The following is a 26,233-nucleotide window of genomic DNA, read 5'->3' on the forward strand; positions in this document are numbered from 1 at the left end:
CGGCCGACACTGGTGGGGTGAACGTTCTTCCGTGCGGCCATCTCGCTGCGGCCGCTGGGGCGCGCGTCTGCGCCCACCTCACCACCGACAACGGGCCCGCGTGCTTCCGCGTGCTCACCGGGGTCGGAACGCGGTTCGACCTGGTGTGCCGCGAGTGCGTCGAGGCGCCCGTCCTGCTCGACGCGTGCGTCGGTTGCTTCGACCGGGCCGACGCCATGGCGAGCCTCGGCTGGCGCGGCTCACCGGAAGTCCTGCTGCGCGACCGGGAGCTGCCGGGCACCTGGACGACCCGGCCGTGCCCGGTGACCCCGCTGAACGACCGCTGCCTCGTCCCGGTGCCCGGTGGCTGGCTCGCGCTCACCGAGGCGGGGTTCGTCCGCCTCGACGACGAGGACCAGTGGCTCCTCGGCCCGGTCGAGCTGCGCGAGGAACGCGACGTCGAGCGGTTCGAGCGGCCGGACCGGCCCCGGGGTCCCGCGCTGCACGCCTCGGCCGACGGCCGGTTCGCGGCGGTCGTTTCGGACTACGGCCAGTACGGGACCGTCATCGACCTGGCCGAGTGGGTCACCGTGCTCGACCTCGACCGGGACTGGGACGACAACGAGTGGACGCGCTACCCGTTCGCGTTCCTCGACGGGGGCCGGTTCGCCGCGGCCACCGCCGGGGACCGGCTCGACGTCTTCGAATCGGCCACCGGACGCCTGCTCACCGGCCACGCGGGCGAAGTCGACTATTTCAGCGGCGCGCTGCTGCCGAGCCCGTCCGGCCGGTCGCTGCTCGTCGACGCCTGGGCCTGGCACCCGGTCGGGATCCCTCTGGTCATCGACGTCACCGCCTGGCTCGAGGGTGACCGGAACCCGCGGCAGCTGGCCGACCGCGGCGACGTCTGGGACGAGCCGATGGCCTGGCTGGACGAGGAAACCGTGGCGCTGCAAGGCATCGGCACCGAACGGCCACCCCTGCCGGGCATCGAGCTGCGCGAAGCGGCGACCGGCCGCAGGATCGGGCAGTTCACCGGCCCGGACGGCCGGATGTGGGCCCACGGCGGCCTGCTGTACGTCGCCGCCGAGGCCGGGCTGGAGGTCTGGGACCCGGCCGAGGGCGCGCGGATCGGGAACCTGGCCGGTTTCGTGCCGATCGCGCACGACTCGGGTACGTTCGCCGAGCTGCGTAACGATCAGCTGAGGATCTGGGCCGCCGTCGGATAACAACGCTCGTCCCGGGGCACCAACCCGCCGATGTCCTCGGTGAGACCTCCGGAGGCGGCCATGACCACGGCGACCACATCCCCGCAGACGACGCTCGTCCACTCGTACCTGTTCCTGCGGCGCGCGATCGGGCTGATCGGCCTCGCGCTGCCGTTCGTGCTGATCCTCGGCAAGCAGCTCCTGCAGGGCGGCGACCTGATCGGCTCGCTCAGCGGGTACTACTACACGGATCTGCGGAACGTCTTCGTCGGCGCGATGTGCGCGGCCGGAGTGTTCCTGCTGGCGTACTACGGCCACGACTACGTGGACAACGTCGCGAGCAGCGTGGCCGGGCTCGGCGCGATCGGGCTGGCGCTCTTCCCGGCGACACCCGACCACGACGTCTCGGCGTGGGACCGGACGTCCGGGGTGCTGCACCTGACGTTCGCGGCGGTGTTCTTCCTGATGCTGGCGTACTTCTGCCTGCGGCTGTTCCCCACGACGGCGAGCAGCCGCCGGGCATCGGCGTCGTCTACCGCGTGTGCGGCGTGGTGATCCTGGCCGCGCTGGTGCTGATCGCGGTGACGAGCTGGCTGCGGCTCGTGCCGGAGTGGCACCCGGCGCTGTGGCTGGAGAGCGTCGCGGTGTGGGCGTTCGGTGTGGCGTGGCTGGTGAAGGGGCGGACCCTCACGCCGAAGGACCGCGCCTCGGCGAGCTGACCGCGGCACGGCGGGCCGCCGAGTCCCGCGCGGACCGGAACGCTGTCGGCGACAACGCCACGCCACCGAGCCCGCGGCGCGCCCGCCAAGCAGCGCGCGGGAAACCTGCTCGCCGGAGCAGCACCCGGCGCACGGCTCGCCGAGCGGCTCACGAGCCGCCCCGGCACACCGACCGCGCCATCCGGGCCCTCTACCACCCGCCGGGCCGGGCGCCCGCGCCCCGAGAGTGTGCCGTAGCCCACTCGACCGGGCCACACCACTGGTTACCGACGGGTAACAAGGGCTATCGTGCGGGCAAAGACCTCTACTTCATGGAGCATTCGTGGCCGCACCAGCAACGCCGCTCGCGCCGAACGCGCGAGGCGTGCGCAACGTCGTCTTCGTCGAGGGGGTACGGACCCCCTTCGGCAAGGCCGGCGACAAGGGCATGTACGCCGGGACCCGCGCGGACGACCTCGTCGTCAACGCCATCCGCGAGCTGCTGCGGCGGCACCCCGAACTGCCGCCGGAGCGCGTCGACGAGGTGGCCATCGCCGCCACCACCCAGATCGGTGACCAGGGCCTGACCATCGGCCGCACCGCCGCGCTGCTGGCCGGGCTGCCCAAGTCCGTCCCGGGCTTCGCCATCGACCGCATGTGCGCCGGCGCGATGACCGCCGTCACCACCACCGCCTCCGGCATCGGCTTCGGTGCCTACGACATCGCCATCGCCGGCGGCGTCGAGCACATGGGCCGTCACCCGATGGGCGAGGGCGTCGACCCGAACCCGCGGATCATCGCCGACAAGCTCGTCGACCCGACCGCGCTCGTCATGGGCCAGACCGCCGAGAACCTGCACGACCGGTTCCCGGCGATCACCAAGCTGCGCACCGACACCTACGCCGCGCGCAGCCAGGAGAAGTACGCCGAGGCCGTGAAGACCGGCAAGATCGGGCCCGAGCTGGTACCCGTCGCCACCCGCTCCAAAGAACTCGGCTGGGGCCTGGCCACCGAGGACGAGCCGCCCCGCCCGGGCACCACGCTCGAAACCCTCGCGAACCTGAAGACGCCGTTCCGCCCGCACGGCCGGATCACCGCGGGCAACGCGGCGGGCCTCAACGACGGCGCGACCGCCTCGATCCTCGCCGACGAGGACACCGCCCGCGAGCTGGGCCTGCCCGTCGCGATGCGGCTGGTCGGCTACTCCTTCGCCGGCGTCGAGCCGGAGGTCATGGGCATCGGCCCGGTGCCCGCCACCGAGAAGCTGTTCAAGCGCACCGGCCTGACCATCGACGACATCGGCCTGTTCGAGATCAACGAGGCCTTCGCCGTGCAGGTGCTGGCCTTCCTCGACCACTTCGGCATCGCCGACGACGACCCGCGCGTGAACCAGTGGGGCGGCGCGATCGCCTGCGGCCACCCGCTGGCCTCGTCCGGCGTCCGGCTCATGACGCAGCTGGCCCGCCAGTTCGCCGAGCGGCCCGACGTCCGGTACGGCATCACCACGATGTGCATCGGCATCGGCATGGGCGGCACCGTGATCTGGGAGAACCCGGCGTTCGAGGGGGCGAAGTAAATGACTTTCACCGCTGAAGAAGCGAAGGCCGCCTTCCCGGACGAGGTTGTCACGCACGCCGTGACGCGCCTGGTGAAGGTGCCCGGGCTCGCGAAGCCCGTCGCGCTGATCACGCTCGACAACGGCCACGACCACACCCGGCCGAACACCTTCGGCCCGCAGGGTCTCGTCTCCCTGAACGCCGCGCTGGACAAGGCGTTCGAGGCCGAGCCCGCCGCGATCGCCGTCACCGGCAAGCCGTTCATCTTCGCCGTCGGCGCGGACCTGTCCGGTGTGGAATCGGTGAGCGACCCGAAGCTGGCGCGCGAGATCGCCCAGACCGGGCACGACGTGTTCCGCCGCCTCACCGAGTCGAAGATCCCCACGTTCGGGTTCATCAACGGCGCGGTCATGGGCGGCGGCCTCGAGCTGGCGCTGTCCTGCCACTACCGGACGCTGTCGGAAAACACCGCCGCGATCGCGTTCCCCGAGGTCTTCCTCGGCCTGTTCCCGGGCTGGGGCGGCACGCAGCTGCTGCCGAACCTCATCGGCGCCGACGCCGCCGTCACGGTGATCATCGAGAACGCCCTGGCGCAGAACAAGATGCTCACCGTCAAGCAGACGGCCGAGTCGGCATCGTCGACGAGGTCTTCGGCTCGGCCGACTACCTCGAGCAGTCGCTGCTGTGGCTGGCTCGCGTGGTCAACGGCGAAGTCACCCCGGCTCGCCGCGAGATCGACCGCGGCCAGGCGTGGGACGCGGCCATCGCCCGCGCCAAGTCCATTGTGGACGGGCGCACGCACGGCGCGTCGCCGGGTGCGACCAAGGCCGTCGAGCTGCTGGAGCTGGCGCGCGAGAACGACCTCGACCGCGGGTACGCGGCCGAGACCGACGGCCTCGCCGAGCTGCTCATGTCCGACGTCCTGCGCGCCGGGCTGTACTCGTTCAACCTGGTCAACAAGCGCGCCAAGCGCCCGGCCGGCGCGCCGGACAAGTCGTTGGCGCGCAAGGTGAACAAGGTCGGCATCGTCGGCGCCGGCCTGATGGCCAGCCAGCTCGCGCTGCTGTTCGTCCGACGCCTGAAGGTGCCGGTCGTGCTGACCGACGTCGACCAGGAGCGCGTCGACAAGGGCGTCGGCTACGTCCACGCCGAGATCGACAAGCTGCTGAGCAAGAAGCGCGTGTCCCCGGACGGTGCGAACCGGCTCAAGGCGCTGGTCTCCGGCTCGCTCGACAAGGCCGCGTTCTCCGACGCCGACTTCGTCATCGAGGCCGTCTTCGAGGAGCTGGGCGTCAAGCAGCAGGTGTTCGCCGAGTTGGAGCAGCACGTCTCCCCCGAGGCGATCCTGGCGACGAACACCTCGTCGCTGTCGATCACCGCGATGGCGTCGAAGCTGCGGCACCCCGAGCGCGTGGTCGGCTTCCACTTCTTCAACCCGGTCGCCGTGCTGCCGCTGCTGGAGATCGTCCGCGGCGAGCAGACCGACGACGCGTCGCTCGCGACGGCGTTCGCGGTCGGCAAGCAGCTGAAGAAGTCCAGCGTGCTGGTGAAGGACGCGAGCGCGTTCGTCGTCAACCGCCTGCTGCTGCGTTTCCTCGGCGAGGTGCTGGTCACCGTCGACGAGGGCACGCCGTTCGACGTCGCCGACAAGGCTCTCGAGCCGCTCGGCCTGCCGATGACACCGCTGACGCTGATGCAGCTCGTCGGCCCGGCCATCGCGCTGCACGTCGGCGAGACGCTGCACGAGGCGTTCCCGGACCGGTTCACCGTGTCGGAGAACCTCGCGAAGTTCGTCAAGGCGGGCAAGAAGGGCGTCTGGATCTGGGACGCCCAGGGCAACCAGTCGGCCGACCCCGAGGTCGTCGAGCTCTGGACCCAGGGTGACAAGCCGTCCACTTCGGAACAGGTGCGCGACCGGGCGCTGTCGGCCATCGCCGAGGAGATCCGGATCATGCTCGACGAGGGCGTGGTCGCCGAGGCGCAGGACATCGACCTGTGCCTGATCCTCGGCGCGGGCTGGCCGTTCTGGAACGGCGGCATCACGCCGTACCTGGACCGCACGGGCGTGTCCGAGCGGGTGAACGGCAAGCCGTTCCTCGCCCCGGGCGTCGCCTCGGTCCCGGCTTCCTGACCCGTCCGTGAAGGCCCCTTCCCGCCGGGGAGGGGCCTTCACGGCGTTTTCAGTACTCGCCGTCGCGCGGGCACTTCGGCGGCGGGTCGGTCGGCTTCAGCTGCTCGACCATCGCGTCGAGGTCGGTGACCTTCACCTGGTCGGCGTGCTCGAACCGGGCGTGCAGCTCCTGGGCCCACGCGTTGAGGTCGGTGCCGGGCACCGCGAGCAGCGACACGGACGCAGGCAGGGATTCGGGCCTCGTCAGGCGCAGGAGCTCGGGCTGGTCGGCGAAGATCCGCTTGAACCGCGCGTAGGCCTCCGCCTGCGTCTCGACGAACACGCGGCGTGCCTTGGGGTCGTCGTGGAAAGCGGCCGCGGCCGCGCGCATCTCCTCGTCGGTGCGGAAGTACACCACCACCGACGCGCACAGGTTGTGGCCGGCCAGCGGCGCCGGGTTCCGGTCCACCGGCAGCTCGGGCGGCCGGACCAGGGCGGCGACGAAGAACGCCAGCCCGACCCCGGCGGCCAGCGCCAGCGCGACGACCGGGATCAGGACGCGCGCCAGCGGCTTCGGTTTCTCCTCCACCCGAAGATCACAGCACAGCCCGGCCGTCGCCGTCCGCCGGGCGGCGGGTCGTTCACCGACACGGATCAGCCGCGAACGCCTTGACCTTGAAACTTCCCGGCGTCCAGTCCGATGTATCCGGTGTGAGGCGGATGCTCGTGCGGGCGGTGATGGCCGGGCTGCGGCTGCTGTTGCGGCTGCCGGAGCCGGTGCTGCGCGCGGTCGCGGGCCGCCCGGTGGTGGTCGACGGTCGGCAGCCGGTGACCAGCGCGCGGGTGCTGATCCGGGTGGCGAAGTTCGCGCCGTTCGACGCCCCGCACCACAACGGCAGCCTCGAGCGGGCCCGGCGGGAGCTGGACCTGGCGGGCTCGCTCGCCGGCGCCGGGATCTGCCCGGGCGTCCGGACGAGCGACCACACCTGGCCGGGGCCCGGCGGCCCGCTGCCGCTGCGGCGGTACGAACCGGCCGGGGTCCCGGCGCCGAGCCCGGCACTGGTCTACTTCCACGGCGGCGGGTTCGTGCTCGGCAGCATCGAGACGCACGAAGGCGCGTGCCGCCTGTTGGCCGAGGAAGCCGGGGTGCGGGTGGTGTCGATCGGCTACCGGCTCGCGCCGGAACACCCGTTCCCGGCGGCGGCGTCGGACGCGGTCGCCGCGTTCGCCCACGTGGCGCGGCACGCGGCGGACTTCGGGATCGACCCGGCCCGGCTCGCGGTGGGCGGCGACAGCAGCGGCGGCAACCTGGCGGCGGTGGTCGCGCACGCGGCGGCCCGCGGCGAGCTGCCACGCCCCGCGTTCACCCTGCTGCTGACCCCGGCGACGGACGCCCTCGGCGGGTCGGAGTCGCACCGGCGGTTCGGAACGGGCTTCCGCCTCGACCGCGACGAGTGGGCCTGGTACCGGGCGCAGTACCTGCGGGACCCGGCGGACTACACGGACCCGCGGGCGTCGGTCCTGTACGACGACGCCTTCGAGGGTCTGCCGCCGACGTACGTGGCGACATGCGGCTTCGACCTGCTCCGCGACGAAGGCGAGGCGTACGCGCAACGCCTCGCTTCAGCCGGAGTCCCGCTGGTGCACCGGCGTCACGAAGGCCAGCTGCACGGGTTCGCGAACCGGGTGGGCATCGACCCGGACGCCCGCGCGGCCATGCTCCACGCGGCCGGAGTGCTCCGCGCCGGACTCTCCCTGACCCGCTCGTGAGTGTTTAGGGCGGTTCTAACCGCCCTAAACACTCACGACATCTTTCAGCGGACCGGGAGGTGGACGGTCACCGACAGGCCGCCGCCCACGATCGGCTCCGCCGTCACGCTGCCGCCGTGCGCCTGGACCGCCGCCCGGACGATCGACAGCCCCAGGCCCGCCCCCGAACGCGCGGTCCGCGCCACCCCGGCGCGACGGAACGGCTCGAACAGCTCGGCCACGGTCGCCGGGTCGACGAGCCCGCCGGACGACCGGACGCGCAGCATCGACCACTGCGGCCCGGGCTGCGTCGTGACCTCCAGCCAGCCGCCCTCGACGTTGTGGCGGACGCCGTTCTCCAGCAGGTTGCCCGCGATGCGCTCCAGCAGCGCCGGGTCGCCGAACGCGCCCGCCGACGGCGTGCTGAACGACGCCCGGATCCCGCGCTTGTCGGCTTCCCGGTGGACGGCGTGCCAGGCCCGGTCGACGACGGCGGCGAGGTCGACCGGCTCGCGGACCGCGAGCCCGGCGCCGTCGGTGCGAGCCAGCAGCAGCAGGGAGTTGACCAGCTGCCCGGCGCGTTCGGTCGCGTCGCGGACCACCCCCGCCATCCGCCGGAGTTCGGCCTCGTCGGCGTCGTCGTCGGCCAGGGTGACGTCGAGTTCCGTGCGGATCACCGACAACGGCGTCCGCAGCTCGTGGCTGGCGTTGGCGACGAAGTGGCGTTGCGCGTCGAAGGCGGCTTGGAGCCGGTCGAGCATGTCGTCGAACGTGCCGGCCAGCTCGGCCAGCTCGTCACGCGAACGCACCTCGCCGATCCGCTCCCCCAGCGACTCGACCGACAGCCGCCGCGCGGTGCCGGTGATCTCGCGCAGCGGCAGCAGGACACGGGAGGTGAACGTCCAGGCGAGGATCGCCGCGGCCGCCACCACCAGCAGGAACGCGATCGAGCCGAAGAGCAGCATCCGGTCGCGGGCGTGCACGCGCAGGTGTTCGGCGAGCGTCGAGGCGTCGACCGTGACGCCGTCGACGACGACCGTGCTGCCCGGCGGCATCTGCGGGACGGTGTCGAGCGCGTCCCGCACCAGCGTCCAGGCGAGCCAGAGCAGCAGCAGGCTGACGGCGGCGACCAGCACGGTCGCCAGCAGGGTGATCCGGGCGCGGAGGCTGCGGGTGCCCGGCAGGTTCACGCGCGCGACGCGCCGGGCTCCGGCACCCGGTACCCGGAGCCGACGACGGTCTCGATGATCCCCGGCTCGCCGAGCTTCTTGCGCAGCGTCATGACGGTGACCCGGACGGTCGTGGTGAACGGGTCGGCGTTCTCGTCCCAGACGCGTTCGAGGAGTTCCTCACTGCTGACGACGGACCCGGCGGCCTGCAGCAGCACCTCGAGGACGCCGAACTCCTTGCGCGTCAGCTCGACCGGCCCGCTCGCCCGCCGCACGGTCCGCTTGGCCGGGTCGAGTTCGACGTCCCCGGCGGTGAGCAGCGGCGGCGCGGCCGGGGTGGCCCGGCGGCCCAGCGCCCGGACGCGCGCGACGAGCTCGGGGAAGGCGAACGGCTTCGCGAGGTAGTCGTCGGCGCCGAGGGACAGGCCGTCGACGCGGTCGGACACCGAGCTGCTCGCGGTGAGCATGAGCACCCGGGTGAGCTCCCCGGAAGCGACGATTTCGCGGCACAGCTCGTCCCCGGACATCCCGGGCAGGTCCCGGTCGAGCAGCACGACGTCGTACCGCGTGACGGCGGCCTTCTCGTGTCCGTCGTCGCCGGTGAGCGCGACGTCCACGGCCATGCCCTCGCGGCGCAGCCCGCGGGCGATCGCGTCGGCCAGGGGTTCTTCGTCCTCGACTACCAAAACTCGCACGAGCCCACAATCCCATATTTTCCTGAGAGTGCCCTTTAAGGACTGTGTGCGTCGGATGAGCCAGCCCCAAGCGCCCCAATGTGGCCTTCGGTGCGTCAGACGCACCCAAGGCGGCCTTCGGTGCGTGAGACGCAACCAAGGCCGCCTTGGGGCGCTACGGCTCCGGCACCCAGCGCAGCGCGAACCACAGCCGCATCCGGTTCTCCGGGTCGGCCAGATCCACGTCCAACGCCCGCTCCACCTGGGCGATCCGGTGCCGGACGCTGTTGCGGTGCACGCCCAGCTCGGCCGCCGTCGGTTCCCAGCCGCCGTGGTGGGCCAGCCATGTCCGGAGCGTCAGCACCAGCGAACGGTCCCCCTCCCGGTCGAGTGCGACCAGCGGTTCCAGAGCCTGAGCCGCGAAGCCGCGCGCCGCGTCCGGAGCCAGCAGCGCGTCGAAATCCAGGGGCCCGCCGCCCGCGACGACCGGCCTCCCGAGCGCCTGGGCCCGCGCGAGCAGCAGGTCCACCTCGGCGACGGCGTCGGCCAGCCGCTCGGCGGGCACCGGTGACCCCACGGCCGCCAGCCACCCCGACGAGCGCAGGTCCTCCAGCGCCGCTCGCGACGGCGACGCCCCGGCGACGGCCGTGAACCTCCCGTCGAGCACCGAAACCAGCGGCGTGTCCAGCCGCGCCCGCAGCCAGTCCGGGCGCTGGGCCACCTCGCCCGGCCCACGCCGGTAGGGCACCCCGGCGACCAGCCGCGCGGTGCCCGAACCGAGCAACGAACGAGCCACGCCCCGCGCCGACGTCCGGCCGAGCAGCAACCCGGTCGCCGCCGCACCCAGCTCGGCCGCGTCCGACCCGGCCCGCCCGACCAGGCCCAGCAGCGCCGCGCCCACGGCGAGGATCGCCCGGTCGGCGCCGTCGAAGCGCCGCGTCCGGCCGACCACCACCAGGTGCGACGCCGTCGCCTGCGGGTACACCGGCTGGACCACGACGAAGCCGTCGCCCACCTCGGTGGTCGCGCTGCGGATCCCGCTGCCCGCCCGCACCGTCGCCACCAGCTCGCGCACTTCGGGCGGCAACGGCGAAGGCGCGTCGTGCGCCGAGGCCAGCACGTCCCCGGCCCCGACCAGCGCCACCCAGGAGTCCAGCCGCTCGGCCAGCGACGAAGTCAGCTCGCCGAGCCCGCCACCCGCGGCGCGCGTCAACGCCTCCCGCGCCGCCGTGATCCGCCGCTGCTCCCGCTGCCCCGCCTCGGTCAGCGCGACCGAAACCGCCCGGTTGATCGCCAGGAACGGCGTCCGCGACGGCACCACCAGCAGCGGCAGCCCGTGCCGCGCGCACGACCGGCGCAGGCGCTCCGGCAGCGTCTCGAACACCGTCGGGGTGAGCCCGAACCCCAGCGCCGTCACGCGAGCGTCGCGCAGCCCGCGCACGTACCGGTCGACCTCGCCCGGCTCCGCGGGCAGGTTCACCCCCGCGGTGAGGATCAGCTCGGCGCCCACCAGGTACGGCGCGGGGTCGCGCAGCTCGCTGACGTGGGCCCAGCGCACCGGCTCGTCGAGCGCGCCCGGCCGCAGCGTCTCGGGGACGACGTCGAGGGCGAGCTTCCCGGTTGCCGACAACCGCGCGTAACGGGACATTCACTTCGGTGGACGGGGAATCCGCGATCGAGGTCATTTCGTCCCCACCGATGTCGACATGGGGACGAATCATCCCATGCCGAAGGGGGGGCGGGCGAACCTACGGTGACCCGAACACTCCCCACCAGTAAGGAGCCCGCCGTGACCGGTGACTACGCCGTGATCGCGTTGTACATCGCGGGGATGCTCGGGGTCGGCTGGTACGGCCTCCGGCTCGCGAAGACGAAGTCCGACTACCTCGTCGCCGGGCGGCGGCTGGGCTGGTTCATGTACTCCGGCACGATGTCGGCCGTCGTGCTCGGCGGCGCGTCGACCGTCGGCGGCGTGAAGCTCGGCTACACCTACGGCATCTCCGGCATGTGGCTGGTCGTCAGCATCGGCGTCGGCATCCTCGTGCTGCACGCGCTGTTCGCGCGGCGGCTGGTGCGGCTGAAGGTCTACACCGTCGGCGAGATGCTCGACCTGCGCTATGGCGGCCGCACCAGCGCGGTGTCCGGCGTCGTCATGTGGGGCTACACCCTGATGCTCACGGTGACCTCGACGCTGGCGTTCGCGACGATCTTCAAGGTGCTGTTCGACCTGCCGAACTGGGCCGGGATCGCGATCGGCGGCTCGATCGTGGTGCTCTACTCGGTGCTCGGCGGCATGTGGTCGATCACGCTCACCGACATCGCCCAGTTCGTCATCAAGACCATCGGCATCCTGGCGATCCTGCTGCCGGTCGCGATCACCTCGGCGGGCGGCTTCGACGGCATGAGCGCGAAGCTGGACGCGAGCTTCTTCAGCTTCACCGCCATCGGCAGCGACACGATCATCACCTACTTCGTCATCTACACCTTCGGCCTGCTGATCGGCCAGGACATCTGGCAGCGCGTGTTCACCGCCCGCACGCCCGCGATCGCGACGTCCGGCGGCATCACCTCCGGCGTCTACTGCCTGGTCTACGGCCTGGCCGGCGCGCTGATCGGCACCGCGGCCCACACGCTGTACCCGGACATCGCGAGCGCGCAGGACGCCTTCGCGACGATCGTCGAGCGGCTGCTGCCGACCGGCGTCCGCGGCCTGGTCCTGGCCGCGGCGCTCTCGGCGATGATGTCGACGGCGAGCGGCGCGCTCATCGCGTGCTCCACCACCACGACGTCGGACCTGCTCACCAAGCTGGGCCTGAAGAAGGGCGGCGAGGTCAGCCGCAACCGGCTCGCCACACTGGTGCTCGGGCTCCTGGCCATCGGCATCGCGATGATCGTCGACGACGTCGTCAACGCGCTCACCATCGCCTACGACATCCTGGTCGGCGGCCTGCTGGTGGCGATCGTGGGCGCGTTGTTCTGGAAGCGCGGCACCCGGCAGGGCGCGTACGCGTCGATGGTCGCCGGCACGGTCTCCGTGATCGCGTTCATGATCATCGACGGCGTCGAGGCCAACACCCCGATCTACTGGGGCCTCGGCGCGAGCCTGGTGGTGTACCTGGCCGTCAGCTTCGCGACACCCCGCACGTCCGACTCGATCCTTTCCGTCTGGACCCGCCGCCTGAACGGCGAAGAAACCCCCACCACGAACCGGGAACAGGAGCCCGCCAGTGCCTAACATCGGACCGCTCGACTCGTCGCGCGTCCCCCGCTTCGCCGGGTTCGCGACCTTCGCGCGGCTGCCGCGGATCGACCAGGTCGACCACGCCGACGTCGCCGTCGTCGGGGTGCCCTTCGACTCCGGGGTGTCCTACCGGCCGGGCGCGCGCTTCGGCCCGGCCGCCGTGCGCGAGGCGAGCCGCCTGCTGCGGCCGTACCACCCGGAGCTGGACGTCTCGCCGTTCGCGGAGTGCCAGGTCGTCGACGCCGGGGACATCGCGGTCAACCCGTTCAACATCGGCGAAGCGATCGAGACGCTGCAACAGGAAGCCGAAGCCCTCACGGCGAACGGCACCCGCCTGGTGACCGTCGGCGGCGACCACACGATCGCGCTGCCGCTGCTGCGGGCGGCGGCCAAGAAGCACGGACCGGTGGCGCTGCTGCACTTCGACGCGCACCTCGACACGTGGGACACCTACTTCGGCGAGCCGTTCACGCACGGCACCCCGTTCCGCCGCGCGTCGGAAGAAGGAATCCTCGACACGAGCGCGTTGTCGCACGTCGGCACCCGCGGGCCGCTGTACGGCAAGCGCGACCTCGAAGAGGACCGGCGGCTGGGCTTCGGCATCGTCACCTCCGGCGACGTGCTGCGCCGCGGGGTGGCCGAGACGGTCGACGCGCTGCGGCAGCGCATCGGCGACCGCCCGCTGTACGTGTCGGTCGACATCGACGTGCTGGACCCGGCCCACGCACCCGGCACCGGCACGCCGGAGGCGGGCGGGATGACCAGCCGCGAGCTGCTGGAGATCCTGCGCGGGCTGCGGGACCTGAACCTGATCGGCGCGGACGTCGTCGAGCTGGCCCCGGCGTACGACCACGCCGAGATCACCGCCATCGCGGCGTCGCACGTCGCCTACGACCTGGTGAGCCTGCTGAGCTTGGGGAAGGGCGCATGACGCGCATCGGCGGCGACGTGGTGGTCGAAACGCTGCGGGCGCTGGGCGCCGACACGGTGTTCGGCCTGCCGGGCCAGCACGCGCTGGGCTTGTTCGAGGCGCTGCGGCGAGCGGACGACGTGCGCGTGATCAGCGGCCGCGTGGAGAACAACCTGGCGTTCGCCGCCGACGGCCACGCCCGCGCCCGCCTCGCCGCGAACCCCGAGGGCCCGGTCCCGGTGACGCCGCTGGTCGTCTCGACGGGCCCCGGAGCGTTGCTGACGTTGGCCTCGCTGCAGGAGTCCCGGGCGGCATCGGTACCGGTGCTCGGAATCTCGAGCCAGGTCCCGGTGGCGGGTTTGGGCGGCGGACGCCACGGCTACCTGCACGAACTGCCGGACCAGCAGGCGAGCTTCCGCGACGTCGTGAAGTCGGTGCACGTCGTGCGGCGGGCGAGCCAGATCCCGACGGCGTTGCGCGAGGCGTGGACGTCGGCCGCGACGGCGCCCTACGGCCCGGTGTGGGTCGAGATTCCCCAGGACGTGCTGCTCGGCCCGGCCGGAGTCCCGCCGATCACGTCGGTGTCGGCCACGCCCCCGACCCTGGAACCCCTGCCGGAACTGGTCACCGCGGCGGCGGAGTTGCTGGGCACAGCGTCGAACCCGGTGATCCTCGCCGGAGGCGGAGCGTTGCGGTCCGGCGCCCAGGCCGAGCTGAAGGCCCTCGCGGAGGCGTTGCGCGCACCGGTGATTTCGACGTTCGGCGGCAAGGGCGTCTTCGGCTGGGACCACGAGCTGTCCGGGAGGTCGTGGCTGGAGGACTGGCACACCACGGAGTTCCTGGCGGACGCCGACGCGCTGCTGGTGCTCGGATCGGGCCTCGGCGAGCTGTCGAGCAACTACCGCGAATTCGCCCCACGCGGCCGGGTGATCCAGGTGGAGGCCGACCTGGGCAAGCTGGAGTCGAACCACCCGGCGCTGGGCATCCACGCCGACGTGCGGCTCACGCTGCAGGCGCTGCTGGAGTGGGTACCGCTGCGCGGCTCCGACGGCCGCGCCGAGAAGGCGGTGTCGGGCTTGCTCGCCCGCGTCGAGTCGCGGTTGGACGGCCAAGACCTGGCGGCGGAACGCAAGCTGATCTACGACATCCGCGAGGCGTTGCCGGAGGGCACGCAGACGTTCTGGGACATGACGATCGCGGCGTATTGGGCGTGGTCGGCGTGGAACCCGGAGGGTGCCCCGATCCACACGGCGCAGGGAGCGGGCGGGCTGGGTTACGGCTTGCCGGGAGCACTGGGCGGCGCGGCGGCGGGCGGTCGAACACTCGCGGTGTCGGGCGACGGCGGAGCGATGTACGGAATCGCCGAGCTGGCCACGGCGGTCCAGCACAACCTCGACGTGACGTGGCTGATCATCGACGACGGCGGTTACGGCGTCCTGCGCGAGTACCTCACGGACGCGTTCGGCCAGACAACGGCCACGGAACTGGCGCGCCCCGACTTCGTCGCCTTGGCCCGCTCGTTCGGCGTACCGGCCCGCTTGTCCTCTTTGGACACGGTGGGCGCGGACCTCACCGAGGCCCTGAGTACGCCGGGGCCATCGGTCGTCGTCCTGCCCGCGCTGCTGAAGCTGTTCGCGCCGACCCATTTGGAGAAGGCATGACCCGCGAGCTTCGACCTGACCGACCCGTCGACGGGCGAGGTGTTCGACACGGTCCCCATCGCGTCGGAGTCCGATGTGGACAAGGCGATGGAGGCCGCCGCGCAAGCGTTTGCGAAGTGGCGGCGGAGCACCCCGGCGCAGCGGCAGCTGGCGTTGCTGAAGATCGCCGACGCCGTCGAAGCCCGGGCGGCCGAGTTCGCCGACCTGGAGATCCGCGAGACGGGCAAGATCCGGTCGGTGGTGCTCGAGGAGGAGATCCCGGAGTGCGTGAGCGCGCTGAGGTTCTTCGCGGGGGCGGCACGCCAGCTGGAGGGCACGGCGGCCGGGGAGTACGCACCGGGCCACACCTCGGTGATCCGCAGGGAGCCGATCGGGGTGTGCGCGCAGATAGCACCGTGGAACTACCCGCTGATGATGGCGGTCTGGAAGATAGCCCCGGCACTGGCGGCGGGCAACACGGTGGTGCTGAAACCGGCCGAGACAACGCCGTCGAGCGCGCGGCTGCTGGCGCGAGTCGCGGCGGAGTTCCTGCCGGAGGGCGCGTTCACGGTGCTGACGGGCGACCGCGACACGGGCCGGGCAATGGTCCGCCACCCGCGAACGGACCTGGTGTCGATCACGGGATCAACGAGGGCGGGCATCGACGTCGCAACGGTCGCGGCGGCGGACTTGAAGCGAACGCACCTGGAACTGGGAGGCAACGCACCACTGGTGGTGTTCCCGGACGCGGACCTCAAGGCGGCGGCGGAGGGCATCGCGGGAGCGGCGTTCTACAACGCGGGCCAGGACTGCACGGCGGGCAGCAGGGTATTGGTGCACGAGTCGATCCACGAGGACTTCGCCGCATCACTGGCAAAGGTGGCATCGAAGCAGACGCCGGGCGTGGACTACGGGCCATTGAACAGCGCGACGCAGTTCAGGCGGGTACAGGGGCTGATCGACCGACTGCCGCCAAACGCACGCATCGAGACGGGCGGAACCCGGTTCGGCGCACAGGGTTTCTACTTCTCCCCCACGGTGATTTCGGGCGTCCGACAGGAAGACGAGATCGTCCAGGAGGAGATCTTCGGCCCGGTGCTGACGATCCAGTCCTTTTCGGACGAGGCGGAGGCGGTGGCCATGGCGAACGGAGTCCCGTACGGACTGGCATCATCGGTCTGGACGCGTGACGTGGCAACGGCGGCAAGGGTATCGGCGGAGCTGGATTTCGGGTGCGTGTGGGTGAACACGCACGGACCATTGGTACCGGAGATGCCCCACGGCGGGTTCGGCCACTCGGGACACGGCAAGGACTTGTCGGCGTACGCGTTCAATGAGTACACGCGGGTCAAGCACGTGATGACGAGGTTCGCATAACCGAAAAGAGCTGGGTGGTCATCCCGTCGCCTGAGGCCGAAAAAATCACTTTGAGCCGGGCCCGCAACACACAGCGAAAAGCAAGCGAGCTACGCAACCTTGCGGGCCTGGCTCAAAGTGATAGGCCTCAATCAGGCGACGGGATGACCATCCAGCGACCCCCACGAAAAGGCAAGAGAGCTACGAAGCCCCCGGCCATCCCAGAGCCTGCCCGTCCGGCGAGGACAAGGAAAGAAACGTCAGCGCCGATCAGCACCCTTAGCCTCAGGAGCGGAGTCCGAGGAGCCAAGCCGCCCCGAGGCCCATTCGGTAACCCGCCGAGCAACATCCTGAGCGGTAAGCCCGATCCGCCCAAGAACCTCATCCCGGCTACCAAGATCATGAAAGCTCTGCGGAACAGCAAGATCCCGCAAAGGAACATCACACTCGGCGTCCCGGAAGAGAGCGGCAAGAGCGGACCCGAAACCACCATGCCGCCCACTGTCTTCAACAGTGACAACAAGCTTGTGCTGCGAAGCGAGCGCAACGAGCTCGGCAGGAACGGGAAGAATCCATCGAGGATCGACAACGGTAACCCCAATGCCCTGGTCGGCAAGCCGATCAGCAGCAGCAAGCCCCAGAGTCGCAAAGGGACCAACGGTCACGAGCAGAACATCAGCACCCTCGACGGGGCGACGAAGAACATCAACGGTCCCAACCCGCTCAACAGCGGCGACGTCCGCCCCAACTTTGCCCTTGGAGAACCGCAGAGCGGTAGGCCCATCGGAAACGGCAACGGCCTCACGAAGCTCTTCACGCAAGGTGGCGGGATCCCGAGGAGCGGCAACGCGCATACCAGGAACCATCCCAAGCAGGGACAGATCCCACATGCCGTGATGAGACGGACCATCGGGCCCGGTGATCCCGGCACGGTCAAGCACCAGAGTCACAGGCTGCCGATGCAAGGCAACATCCATGAGGACCTGATCGAACGCACGGTTCAGGAACGTCGAGTAGATGGCGACAACGGGATGCAACCCGCCCATGGCGAGCCCAGCAGCCGAGGTAACGGCATGCTGCTCAGCGATCCCGACGTCATACCACCGATCGGGGAAAGCCTCAGCGAACTTGTCCAGCCCGGTAGAGCGCAGCATCGCGGCGGTAATGGCGACAACGTCGTCCCGCTCGGCCCCGATCTTGGCCAGCTCATCCCCGAAGACCCCGGTCCAGCTGGGCCCCTTCACCGGAGGAAGCCCGGTCTCCGGATCGATCGGATCGGTCTGGTGCATCTGATCGTGCTCGTGGTTGACGGCGGGCGCGTAGCCATGGCCCTTCTCAGTCACAACGTGCACAATCACGGCGCCACCAAACGCTTTGGCGCTCTGCAGGGCCTTCTCGAGCGCAACCTGGTCGTGGCCATCAACGGGCCCGAGGTACTTGAGGCCGAGATCGGAGAACATGGCCTGCGGACTGAGAGCATCCTTCAGCCCGGCCTTGGCAGCGTGCAGAGCGGCATAGATCGGCTTGCCGACAACAGGAGTGTGCTTGAGGATCTCACGACCACCGTCAAGCAACCGCTCATAACCAGGCTGCAACCGCAGCGCGGCAAGATGATCAGCCAACCCACCGATGGTCGGCGAGTAAGACCGGCCGTTGTCATTGATCACGATGACAACAGGACGCTCCCGATGCGCGGCGATGTTGTTGAGCGCTTCCCAGCACATCCCCCCGGTGAGCGCCCCATCGCCGACGACGGCAACGGCATGCCGCCCACCGCCGTCAAGCGCGAAGGCCTTGGCGAGACCATCCACATAGGACAGACCAGAGGACGCGTGACTGCTCTCCACCCAGTCGTGCTCACTCTCCGCACGCGAGGGGTAACCGGTGACCCCACCGGTCTGGCGAAGCAGATCGAACCCGGCGGCCCGCCCGGTGACGATCTTGTGCACGTAGGCCTGGTGCCCGACGTCCCAGACGATCGCGTCGCGCGGCGAGTCGAACACGCGGTGCAGGGCGAGCGTCAGCTCGACGACGCCGAGGTTCGGCCCGAGGTGCCCGCCGGCGCGGCGAACCTTGTCGACGAGGAAGTCCCGGATCTCGGCGGCCAGTTCGCCGAGGTCCTCGACACTCATGCGCTTCAGGTCCGCCGGTCCGCTGACGGACTCCAGCATCGTCACTCGTCTCCACCTCGCTCGATCGAACACCCCACGTTCCGGCCAGTCTACGGAGACCCGCCACCGGCCTTCCGCCCGCCGCGTCCGGCGTCACAGGCGGAGCGCGATCACGGGTCATCTCCTGAGGTGAACCTCGTCTCCCCACCGTGCTGTGGCGGTCACGCGGTGTGGCCACGAGAATGGCGATATGGCGGACTTCTTCATCGGCGGCGAATGGGTCGACGCGACCGGCGGCGGGCGCCGCGAGATCCGCTGCCCGGCCGACGGTTCCCTGGTCGCGACGGTCGCCGAGGGCACCGCCAAGGACACCGAGGCCGCCATCGCGGCGGCGCGCCGGGCGTTCGACACCGGCCCGTGGCCGGGCACCCCCGCCCACCTGCGCGGTGACCTGCTGCTGCGCACCGCGGACCTGCTGGACCGCGACGCGGAGGCGTTCGCCCGCGCCGAGTCGCTCGACACCGGCAAACGCCTGGTCGAGAGCCGCTACGACATGGCCGACATCGCCGCCTGCCTGCGTTACTTCGGCAAGCTCGCGGCGCAGGAGGCGGGCCGCGTCGTCGACACCGGCAACCCGGACGCGATCAGCCGGATCGTGCACGAACCGGTCGGTGTCTGCGGGCTGATCACGCCGTGGAACTACCCGCTGCTGCAGACCGTGTGGAAGATCGCGCCGGCGCTGGCCGCGGGCAACACGTTCGTGCTCAAGCCGAGCGAGCTGACCCCGCACACGGCGATCCTGTTCCTCAAGCTGCTCACCGAGGCGGGCCTGCCGCCGGGCGTGGGCAACCTGGTGCTCGGCGCGGGAGCCGAGGTCGGCGCGCCGCTGGCCGAGCACCCGGACGTCGACCTGGTGTCGTTCACCGGCGGGCTGGCCACCGGCCGGGTGATCGCCGCGGCGGCCGCGGGCTCGGTCAAGAAAGTGGCCCTGGAGCTGGGCGGCAAGAACCCGAACGTGGTCTTCGCCGACGCCGACTTCGAGACGGCCGTCGACTACGCGCTGACGGCGGTGTTCCTGCACTCGGGCCAGGTGTGCTCGGCGGGAGCCCGGCTGATCGTGCAGCGGGAGTGGCACGACGAGTTCGTCGCCGAGCTGGTGCGCCGGGCCGAGCGCATCCGCCTGGGCGGGCCGTTCGACGAGCACGCGGAGACGGGCCCGCTGATCTCGGCGGCGCACCGGGCCAAGGTTGAGGCGTACGTGGCGGCGGCGCTGGCGGAGGGCGCGGTGCTGCGCACGGGCGGCCGCCGTCCGGACGACCCGGCGCTGGCGGACGGGTACTACTACCTGCCGACCATCCTGGACGAGGTCCGGCAGGGGTCGTCGGCGGTGGTCGAGGAGTCGTTCGGGCCGGTGCTGACGGTCGAGACGTTCACGGACGAGGACGACGCGGTCCGCATCGCGAACGACACGCACTACGGACTGGCGGGCGCGGTGTTCACCGGAGACGCGTCGCGGGCGCAGCGGGTGGCGGGCCGGCTGCGGCACGGGACGGTGTGGATCAACGACTACCACCCGTACCTGCCGCAGGCGGAGTGGGGCGGCTACAAGCAGTCGGGGTTCGGCCGCGAGCTGGGCCCGACGGGGCTGGCGGAGTACACCGAGACGAAGCACATCTACCAGAACCTTCAGCCGGCGCCGCAGCGCTGGTTCGCGGGCTGAGGTACCTCGATCGAGATCCACCGAACGGCCCGGGGGTTTTATGCTGCGAGCACCGCGACGCAGGGAGGCCGGAGTGGAGGACCAGCGACCGGGCGGCGGCCTCCGTGGCCCGCGCGCCGTCCTCGCGGCCGTGGCGGGGCTGGGCGTGATCGCCGGGCTGACGCTGCGCACGGCCGAGTACCCGGGGGTGCTGCCACCGGGAACCCCGGACCCGGAGCTGAACCTGGGGCTGCGCCTGGTCTGCGCGGCGGCGGTGCTCGTCGCGGGCACGCTGGCGTACTTGACGTTCGCCCGGAGAAGGGACGAGCCACTGGCGATGGCCTCCCTGCCGGGGCTGGTGGTGACGGGGGTGGTGCTCCGGCACTTGGTGGTGACGTTGCCGGGAGTGGCCAGGTTCCAGCCCGCGGCGCGGATCGTGCCGGGAGCGGGGGCGTGGGTGCTGCTGGTTTCGGGGATCGCGATGACGGCGGCGGGACTGGCGGCCGCGTTCGCGGTGCGGCGGGCAGGCTGACTCCACGCTGCGGCCGAGCGACCGCATGCCGCGGCAGGACATCCCAATGCAAGCTCCGTAGGACCAGCCTGCGGAGCTTCACCGAGCCCTCGACCCAGCTCTACCGCCCTCCCTCAGCCGCCCACCGCCTTCCGGCCCAGGAACGCCGCCAGCCGGTCCGCCTCCGTCGCCCCCGGCGGCGCCTCGACCTCCGGCCCGAACGGCCCACCAGGCTGCCTGGGCGCCGACCCGAACCGGGCCCGCCACTGCTCCAAAGCCCGACCCGCCAAGTCCGGCACCAAGTCCCGCGACTGCCCGGTCGCATCGGCGATGTCCCACCCGTGGGCCAGGTACTCGTTCACCCGCATGTGCACCAGGAACACCCCCGGCACCTCCCCGAGCGGAGTCGTCACCTGCCGCGTGAACAACCCGGGCGCGGCCAGCACCGCCCGCGCCGCCGCCACCGAAGCCGCGAAGGCCGCGCGCCGGTCCGCACCCAGGTAGTCACCGTCCGGCACCGGAGGACCCGAACCCGCCCAGAACGCCACCTTCGCGTTGCCGTGCGCCAAGTGGTTCACCACCGCGCGCACATCCCAGTCCGCGCAGGCCGTCGGGAGCGTCCACTGGTCGTCGCGCACCGCCGTCACCACGGTGAGCACCGCCGCGGCCGCTCTGTCGAAGTCGTCGAGAGGAGTCACCCGCCCAGTGTGACCGCCACCACCGACACTTTTCTCAGGACAGCAGCGCCACGCACTCCACGTGGTGCGTCATCGGGAACGCGTCGAACGCCCGCAGGTCCGTCAGCGAGTACCCGTGGGCCGCGAACGTCGCCACGTCCCGCGCCAGCGCCGCCGGGTCGCACGCCACGTACACGATCCGGTCCGGCTCGCCCGCGACGATCGACTCCACCACCGCCTTGCCCGCGCCCTTGCGCGGCGGGTCCAGCACCACCACGTCGACCGGCTTCTCCGCCGTCGCCAGCACGTGCTCCACCCGCCCCGCCTGCCACGACACCTGCGGCAGGTCCGCGAGGTTCCCCTCGCCGTCCGACACCGCGCGCCGCCCCGACTCGACCGCCAGTACCCGGCCCGCCGTGCCGACCTGTCCCGCCAGCACCGACGCGAACAGCCCGACCCCGGCGTACAGGTCCCACGCCGAGCCGCCCGACGGCGCGTCCGCCCACTCCCCCACGACCTCCGCGAACGTCGCCGCCGCCGCCGGGTGGACCTGCCAGAACCCGTGCGCGTCGAGGTGCCAGTCGCGGCCCGCCGCGTGCTGGACCGCCGTTCCGCCCGACAGCTGCTTCGCCCGGACCTTGCCGCGGACCGTCGCCAGCTCGCGGACGTGGACCCGCCCGTCGCCGTCCTTCGTGACCTCCAGCTCGCTGCCCGGCCGCCAGCGCCGCGCCAGGACGTCGTCCAGCGCGCCCGGCACCGCGATCGGGCACTTCTCCAGCGGCACCACCCGGTGGCTGTGGTGCGCGCGCAGCCCCGCGCGCCCGTCCTGCCCGGCGACCAGCCGGACCCGGCTGCGCCAGTCCAGCGGCCCGCCGTCCAGTGCCTCGACGACGACCTCGCGCTCGATCCCGGCCAGCCGCCGGAGCTGCTCGGCCACCACCGACGCCTTCAGCGAACGCTGGTACGCCGGCGCCGCGTGCTGCCAGTCGCACCCGCCGCAGCCGCCGGGCACCGCCAGCGGGCACGGCGGCTCGACCCGGAACTCCGACGCCGAGAGCACCTCGACCGCGTCGCCGCGGCAGAACGAGCCACCGTTGTCCTCGGTGACCTCGACGCGGACCCGTTCGCCCGGCAGCGCGTGCCGCACGAACACGACCCGGCCCTCGGCGCGCGCCACGCAGTGGCCGCCGTGCGCCACCGCGCCGACCTCCACCTCGAGGACACGGCCCAGCCAGTTCGTCATTCGGCGGGCTCCTTGGGCTTCGGCGCGCGGGTCTCGGCCCGCTTGCCGTTCGGCGAGAAGCCGCGGCGGACGTCACCGGCCGCGGGCCGCTCGTTGCGGACGCGCGCGGCCGCCTTCGCCGACGACTCCAGCTGCCACGGCACGCTCGTCACCATGACGCCCGGCTGGAACAGCAGGCGGCCCTTGAGCCGCAGCGCGCTCTGGTTGTGCAGCACCTGCTCCCACCAGTGACCCACCACGTACTCCGGGATGAACACGGTCACGACGTTGCGCGGGTTGTCGCCGCGCACGCGCTTCACGTAGTCGAGGACCGGTTTCGTGATTTCGCGGTAGGGCGATTCGACGACCTTCAGCGGCACCTTGAACTGATGGGCGTCCCACTCCTGCGTCAGGCGCCGGGTGTCGGCATCGTCCACATTGACCGTCACGGCCTCGAGGACGTCCGGGCGCATCGCCTTGGCGTAGGCCAGTGCCCGCAGCGTCGGACGGTGCAATTTGGACACCAGCACGATCGCGTGGTTGCGCGACGGCAGCACGGTCGGGGTGTCGCCGAGGTCCTTCAGCTCGTCGGCGACGCGGTCGTAGTGCTTCCGGATCGCCGTCATGAGCACGAAGATCGCCACCATCGCCGCGATCGCGATCCACGCGCCCAGCAGGAACTTCGTGATCAGCACGATCACCAGCACGGTGCCGGTGCAGGTCAGGCCGATCGCGTTGACGGTCTGGGAGCGCCGCATCCGCCGCCGCACGCCCGGGTCGGTTTCCTTGGCCAGCAACCGGTTCCAGTGCCGGATCATGCCCGCCTGGCTGACCGTGAACGACACGAACACGCCCACGATGTAGAGCTGGATGAGCCGGGTGACCTCGGCGTCGAACGCGATGATCAGGACCAGCGCGAACGCCGCCAGGAACAGGATCCCGTTGGAGAACGCCAGCCGGTCGCCGCGGGTGTGCAGCTGCCGCGGCAGGTAGCGGTCCTGCGCCAGGATCGAGCCCAGCACCGGGAAGCCGTTGAACGCGGTGTTCGCGGCCAGCAGCAGGATGATGCCGGTGGAGAACGACACGTAGTAGAACGCGGGCGGGAAGTCGGCGAACACCGCGTGCGCGATCTGGGCGAGGATCGTCTTCTGCTCGTACCCCGCCGGCGCGCCGACCAGCTGGCGGTCCGGGTCCTCGGCGAAGGTGACCTTGGTGATGATCGCCAGCGCGATGATGCCGATCAGCATGATCACCGCGAGCAGGCCCATCATCAGCAACGTCGTCGCCGCGTTCTTCGACTTCGGCTTCTGGAACGCGGGGACGCCGTTGCTGATCGCCTCCACCCCGGTCAGGGCCGCGGCGCCGGAGGAGAACGCCCGCAGCACCAGGAAGGCGTACGCGGCACCGGCGAACGTGCCTTCGGCGTTGAGCGTGAGCCCGGCGCTTTCCGCGAGCATCTCGGTGCCGGTGGCCGCCTGGACGAGCCCCCACACGACCATGACCAGGATGCCCAGGATGAACCCGTATGTCGGGATCGCGAAGGCCTTCCCCGACTCCCGGATGCCCCGCAGGTTGAGCGAAGTCAGCACGACGACGATGACGATCGAGGCCAGCACCTTGTGCTGGGCCACCCACGGCACCGCGGAACCGATGTTGGCCACACCGGACGAAGTGGACACTGCGACGGTCAGCACGTAGTCCACGAGCAGCGCGCTCGCCACCGTGAGCCCGAACTTGCCGCCGAGGTTGGTGTTGGCGACCTCGTAGTCGCCACCACCGCTCGGGTAGGCGTGCACGTTCTGCCGGTAGGAGGCGACGACGACGAGCATGACCAGCGCCACGGCGATGCCGATCCACGGCGCCAGCGCGTAGGCCGACAGACCCGCCACGCTCAGTGTCAGGAAGATCTCTTCGGGTGCGTACGCGACGCTCGAGAGCGCGTCGGACGCGAAGATCGGCAGCGCGATGCGCTTGGGCAAGAGCGTGTGAGCCAGCCGGTCACTGCGGAACGGACGTCCGAGGACCAGGCGTTTCAGCACGGTCGGGAACTTCGACACCTCGGAAATGTACAGCGGGGCGGAGCTCCTCCGCTGAGGGCGGTGGTGGGGAGGACGGTGGCGCTGACGTTCCTCCCACACGGTAGGTTCGGCGCTGGTATGTCGGGGGTATGACGGACGGGTAACCGCCGAGGAGGAGGCAGGGCGTGCACGTGGTGATCATGGGATGCGGCCGGGTCGGCGCGTCCCTGGCCGCTGCGCTGGAGCGGCTCGGCCACGAGGTGGCCGTCATCGACAAGAGCCAGCAGGCGTTCCGGCGGCTCGGCAGCGACTTCCACGGCCAGCAGGTCGTCGGCGTCGGGTTCGACCGCCAGGTGCTCATCGAGGCCGGCATCGAGCGGGCCGGCGCGTTCGCCGCGGTGTCCAGCGGCGACAACTCGAACATCATCTCCGCGCGGGTCGCGCGGGAGAACTTCGGCATCGAGCACGTCGTCGCGCGGATCTACGACCACAAGCGCGCGGCCGTCTACGAGCGGCTGGGCATCCCGACGGTCGCGACCGTCCCGTGGACCACCGACCGGTTCCTGCGCACGCTGCTGCCGGACGGCGTCGCGTCGGCGTGGCGGGACCCGTCGGGCAACGTGGCGCTGCTGCAGCTGCCGCTGCACGAGGGCTGGGTCGGGCACTCCGTCCGGTCCCTGCAGGAGGCGACCGGCGCGCGGGTGGCGTTCATCATGCGCTTCGGCACCCCGGTGCTGCCGGACAACAAGACGATGGTGCAGGCCGACGACGTCGTGTGGGTGGCCGCCCGCTCGGGCACGGTCAGTGACGTCACGAGCGTGGCGCAGCGCGAACCGGAGGACGAGGACTGATGCGGGTCGCGATTGCCGGAGCGGGTGCCGTCGGCCGTTCCATCGCCGCCGAGCTGATCGACGGCAGGCACCAGGTCATGCTGATCGAGCGGGAAGCCGACCAGTTCGAGCCGCACACGGTCGAGCAGGCCGACTGGGTGCTCGGCGACGCGTGCGAGGTGTCGATCCTGGAGGAGTCCGGGATCGAGCAGTGCGACGTCGTGATCGCCGCGACGGGCGACGACAAGGCGAACCTGGTGGTGTCGCTGCTGGCGAAGACGGAGTTCGCGGTGCGGCGCGTGGTGGCGCGGGTGAACAACCCGGCCAACGAGTGGCTGTTCACCGACGCGTGGGGCGTGGACGTGGCGGTGTCGACCCCGCGGATGCTCGCGGCGATGGTCGAGGAGGCGGTGAGCGTCGGCGACCTGGTGCGGCTGATGACGTTCCGGCAGAGCAACGCCAACCTCGTCGAGCTCACCCTGCCGGAGGAGACGCCGCTGGCCGGGAAGCCGGTGAGCGAGCTGTCCCTGCCACGCGACGCGGCATTGGTGACGATCCTGCGGGGCGACCGCGTGATCGTGCCGCAGCCGGAGGACCCGCTGGAGCCGGGCGACGAGCTGCTGTTCGTCGCGACGGCGGACGTCGAGCCGGAGATCCGGACGGCGCTGGGCTACTAGCGCCCCAAAGTGGCGTTGGTTGCGTCCAACGCACCGAACGCCACATTGGGGCGCTTGGGGCCTCGGGCCGCGGCGCCGAAAACTGTCGGTGCCTGCCGGTAACGTGAAAACCGGGGGCGCCCCTACGCGCGCGGGTTGTGCAAGCGCGTACGTCAGGCTTCTGCCGCGCGGGCCTCGCACGCGGCTTCGGGCTCGCGC

General features: G+C 71.3%; 21 protein-coding genes and 1 pseudogene. 14 read left to right on the top strand and 8 right to left on the bottom strand.

The annotated features are described in order from the left end of the window. The first annotated feature begins 17 nt into the window (after positions 1–17). From QP939_RS49195 to QP939_RS49210, 5 genes and pseudogenes are all read left to right on the top strand, one after another. The gene (locus QP939_RS49195; RefSeq protein ID WP_285453853.1) at positions 18–1,208 is read left to right on the top strand and encodes a hypothetical protein; all 1,191 of its coding nucleotides are present in this window, start codon (positions 18–20) and stop codon (positions 1,206–1,208) included. A 60-nt stretch (positions 1,209–1,268) separates the two neighbouring features. Continuing rightward, positions 1,269–1,742, top strand: a complete 474-nt coding sequence (locus tag QP939_RS49200; protein ID WP_434219614.1) for a hypothetical protein — start codon at positions 1,269–1,271, stop codon at positions 1,740–1,742. Continuing rightward, entirely contained in the window at positions 1,736–1,906 is a 171-nt protein-coding gene (locus QP939_RS52365; protein ID WP_434219615.1) for a hypothetical protein, read from the top strand. The genes QP939_RS49200 and QP939_RS52365 overlap by 7 nt, the downstream gene beginning before the upstream one ends. Before the next feature lie 364 nt (positions 1,907–2,270). Next, complete coding sequence (locus QP939_RS49205; protein ID WP_285460024.1) at positions 2,271–3,461, top strand: thiolase family protein; 1,191 nt, start codon at positions 2,271–2,273, stop codon at positions 3,459–3,461. Further along, a pseudogene (locus QP939_RS49210) lies at positions 3,462–5,572 on the top strand (3-hydroxyacyl-CoA dehydrogenase NAD-binding domain-containing protein). Positions 5,573–5,621: 49 nt separating this feature from the next. Here QP939_RS49210 and QP939_RS49215 read toward each other — a convergent pair. Beyond that, the gene (locus QP939_RS49215; RefSeq protein ID WP_285453854.1) at positions 5,622–6,140 is read right to left on the bottom strand and encodes a permease-like cell division protein FtsX; all 519 of its coding nucleotides are present in this window, start codon (positions 6,138–6,140) and stop codon (positions 5,622–5,624) included. Between the two features lie 131 nt (positions 6,141–6,271). Here QP939_RS49215 and QP939_RS49220 point away from each other — a divergent pair, with 131 nt between their 5' ends. Then, a complete protein-coding gene (locus tag QP939_RS49220; RefSeq protein WP_285453855.1) occupies positions 6,272–7,321 on the top strand; it encodes an alpha/beta hydrolase in 1,050 nt (349 codons plus the stop codon). A 44-nt stretch (positions 7,322–7,365) separates the two neighbouring features. Here QP939_RS49220 and QP939_RS49225 read toward each other — a convergent pair whose 3' ends face one another. The 3 genes from QP939_RS49225 to QP939_RS49235 form a co-directional block, all read right to left on the bottom strand. Beyond that, positions 7,366–8,490, bottom strand: coding sequence for a sensor histidine kinase (locus QP939_RS49225; RefSeq protein ID WP_285453856.1), 1,125 nt, complete (start codon positions 8,488–8,490; stop codon positions 7,366–7,368). Next, the gene (locus QP939_RS49230) at positions 8,487–9,164 is read right to left on the bottom strand and encodes a response regulator transcription factor (RefSeq protein ID WP_167441650.1); all 678 of its coding nucleotides are present in this window, start codon (positions 9,162–9,164) and stop codon (positions 8,487–8,489) included. The genes QP939_RS49225 and QP939_RS49230 overlap by 4 nt, the downstream gene beginning before the upstream one ends. Positions 9,165–9,318: 154 nt before the next feature. Next, on the bottom strand, positions 9,319–10,791 hold the full coding sequence (locus QP939_RS49235; protein WP_285453857.1) for a PucR family transcriptional regulator: 1,473 nt from the start codon (positions 10,789–10,791) through the stop codon (positions 9,319–9,321). Between the two features lie 141 nt (positions 10,792–10,932). Between QP939_RS49235 and QP939_RS49240 the strand changes: the two genes are divergently transcribed. From QP939_RS49240 to QP939_RS49255, 4 genes are read left to right on the top strand one after another with little or no spacing between them, the layout of a single operon-like run. Continuing rightward, positions 10,933–12,378: a sodium:solute symporter family protein gene (locus QP939_RS49240; protein WP_285453858.1), complete on the top strand. Its 1,446-nt coding sequence runs from the start codon at positions 10,933–10,935 to the stop codon at positions 12,376–12,378. Beyond that, a complete protein-coding gene (gene speB / locus QP939_RS49245) occupies positions 12,371–13,315 on the top strand; it encodes an agmatinase (protein ID WP_285453859.1) in 945 nt (314 codons plus the stop codon). Before QP939_RS49240 ends, speB begins: the two co-directional genes overlap by 8 nt. After that, positions 13,312–14,955 carry a thiamine pyrophosphate-binding protein gene (locus QP939_RS49250; protein ID WP_285453860.1) on the top strand — a complete coding sequence of 548 codons (1,644 nt, stop codon included), beginning with the start codon at positions 13,312–13,314 and terminating at the stop codon, positions 14,953–14,955. The genes speB and QP939_RS49250 overlap by 4 nt, the downstream gene beginning before the upstream one ends. Before the next feature lie 15 nt (positions 14,956–14,970). Continuing rightward, positions 14,971–16,311, top strand: coding sequence for an aminobutyraldehyde dehydrogenase (locus QP939_RS49255; RefSeq protein ID WP_285460025.1), 1,341 nt, complete (start codon positions 14,971–14,973; stop codon positions 16,309–16,311). Between the two features lie 239 nt (positions 16,312–16,550). Here QP939_RS49255 and dxs read toward each other — a convergent pair whose 3' ends face one another. Then, the gene (gene dxs, locus QP939_RS49260; RefSeq protein ID WP_285453861.1) at positions 16,551–18,467 is read right to left on the bottom strand and encodes a 1-deoxy-D-xylulose-5-phosphate synthase; all 1,917 of its coding nucleotides are present in this window, start codon (positions 18,465–18,467) and stop codon (positions 16,551–16,553) included. Positions 18,468–18,651: 184 nt separating this feature from the next. On the opposite strand from dxs, the gene QP939_RS49265 reads away from it, so the two are divergent. Continuing rightward, entirely contained in the window at positions 18,652–20,121 is a 1,470-nt protein-coding gene (locus QP939_RS49265) for an aldehyde dehydrogenase family protein (RefSeq protein WP_285453862.1), read from the top strand. 73 nt (positions 20,122–20,194) lie between these two features. Next, the gene (locus QP939_RS49270) at positions 20,195–20,632 is read left to right on the top strand and encodes a hypothetical protein (protein ID WP_285453863.1); all 438 of its coding nucleotides are present in this window, start codon (positions 20,195–20,197) and stop codon (positions 20,630–20,632) included. A 113-nt stretch (positions 20,633–20,745) separates the two neighbouring features. Here the strand turns inward: QP939_RS49270 and QP939_RS49275 are convergent, their stop codons facing one another. Genes QP939_RS49275 through QP939_RS49285 form a run of 3 tightly spaced genes read right to left on the bottom strand, consistent with a single transcriptional unit; the run spans position 20,746 to position 24,567 of the window. Continuing rightward, on the bottom strand, positions 20,746–21,309 hold the full coding sequence (locus QP939_RS49275) for a TIGR03086 family metal-binding protein (protein WP_285453864.1): 564 nt from the start codon (positions 21,307–21,309) through the stop codon (positions 20,746–20,748). 34 nt (positions 21,310–21,343) lie between these two features. Further along, positions 21,344–22,531, bottom strand: a complete 1,188-nt coding sequence (locus tag QP939_RS49280) for a class I SAM-dependent RNA methyltransferase (protein ID WP_285453865.1) — start codon at positions 22,529–22,531, stop codon at positions 21,344–21,346. Then, positions 22,528–24,567, bottom strand: coding sequence for an APC family permease (locus tag QP939_RS49285; protein WP_285453866.1), 2,040 nt, complete (start codon positions 24,565–24,567; stop codon positions 22,528–22,530). Before QP939_RS49285 ends, QP939_RS49280 begins: the two co-directional genes overlap by 4 nt. A 146-nt stretch (positions 24,568–24,713) precedes the next feature. On the opposite strand from QP939_RS49285, the gene QP939_RS49290 reads away from it, so the two are divergent. Together QP939_RS49290 and QP939_RS49295 are read left to right on the top strand one after the other, a co-directional pair. Then, positions 24,714–25,379 (top strand): potassium channel family protein, encoded by a 666-nt coding sequence (locus tag QP939_RS49290; protein WP_414641637.1) that lies wholly within the window; start codon positions 24,714–24,716, stop codon positions 25,377–25,379. Continuing rightward, on the top strand, positions 25,379–26,035 hold the full coding sequence (locus QP939_RS49295; RefSeq protein WP_285453867.1) for a potassium channel family protein: 657 nt from the start codon (positions 25,379–25,381) through the stop codon (positions 26,033–26,035). The genes QP939_RS49290 and QP939_RS49295 overlap by 1 nt, the downstream gene beginning before the upstream one ends. Positions 26,036–26,233 lie beyond the last annotated feature (198 nt).

It is taken from the genome of Amycolatopsis nalaikhensis (genome assembly GCF_030264295.1).
Classification (GTDB): Bacteria; Actinomycetota; Actinomycetes; order Mycobacteriales; family Pseudonocardiaceae; genus Amycolatopsis; species Amycolatopsis nalaikhensis.

Excerpts from the sequence above, each read along its gene's own strand:
- QP939_RS49200 (WP_434219614.1), top strand. The coding sequence starts at position 1,269 with ATGACCACGGCGACCACATCCCCGCAGACGACGCTCGTCCACTCGTAC.
- QP939_RS49220 (WP_285453855.1), top strand. The coding sequence starts at position 6,272 with ATGCTCGTGCGGGCGGTGATGGCCGGGCTGCGGCTGCTGTTGCGGCTG.
- QP939_RS49235 (WP_285453857.1), bottom strand. The coding sequence starts at position 10,791 with ATGTCCCGTTACGCGCGGTTGTCGGCAACCGGGAAGCTCGCCCTCGAC.
- QP939_RS49250 (WP_285453860.1), top strand. The coding sequence starts at position 13,312 with ATGACGCGCATCGGCGGCGACGTGGTGGTCGAAACGCTGCGGGCGCTG.
- QP939_RS49265 (WP_285453862.1), top strand. The coding sequence starts at position 18,652 with ATGGCGGACTTCTTCATCGGCGGCGAATGGGTCGACGCGACCGGCGGC.
- QP939_RS49280 (WP_285453865.1), bottom strand. The coding sequence starts at position 22,531 with ATGACGAACTGGCTGGGCCGTGTCCTCGAGGTGGAGGTCGGCGCGGTG.
- QP939_RS49295 (WP_285453867.1), top strand. The coding sequence starts at position 25,379 with ATGCGGGTCGCGATTGCCGGAGCGGGTGCCGTCGGCCGTTCCATCGCC.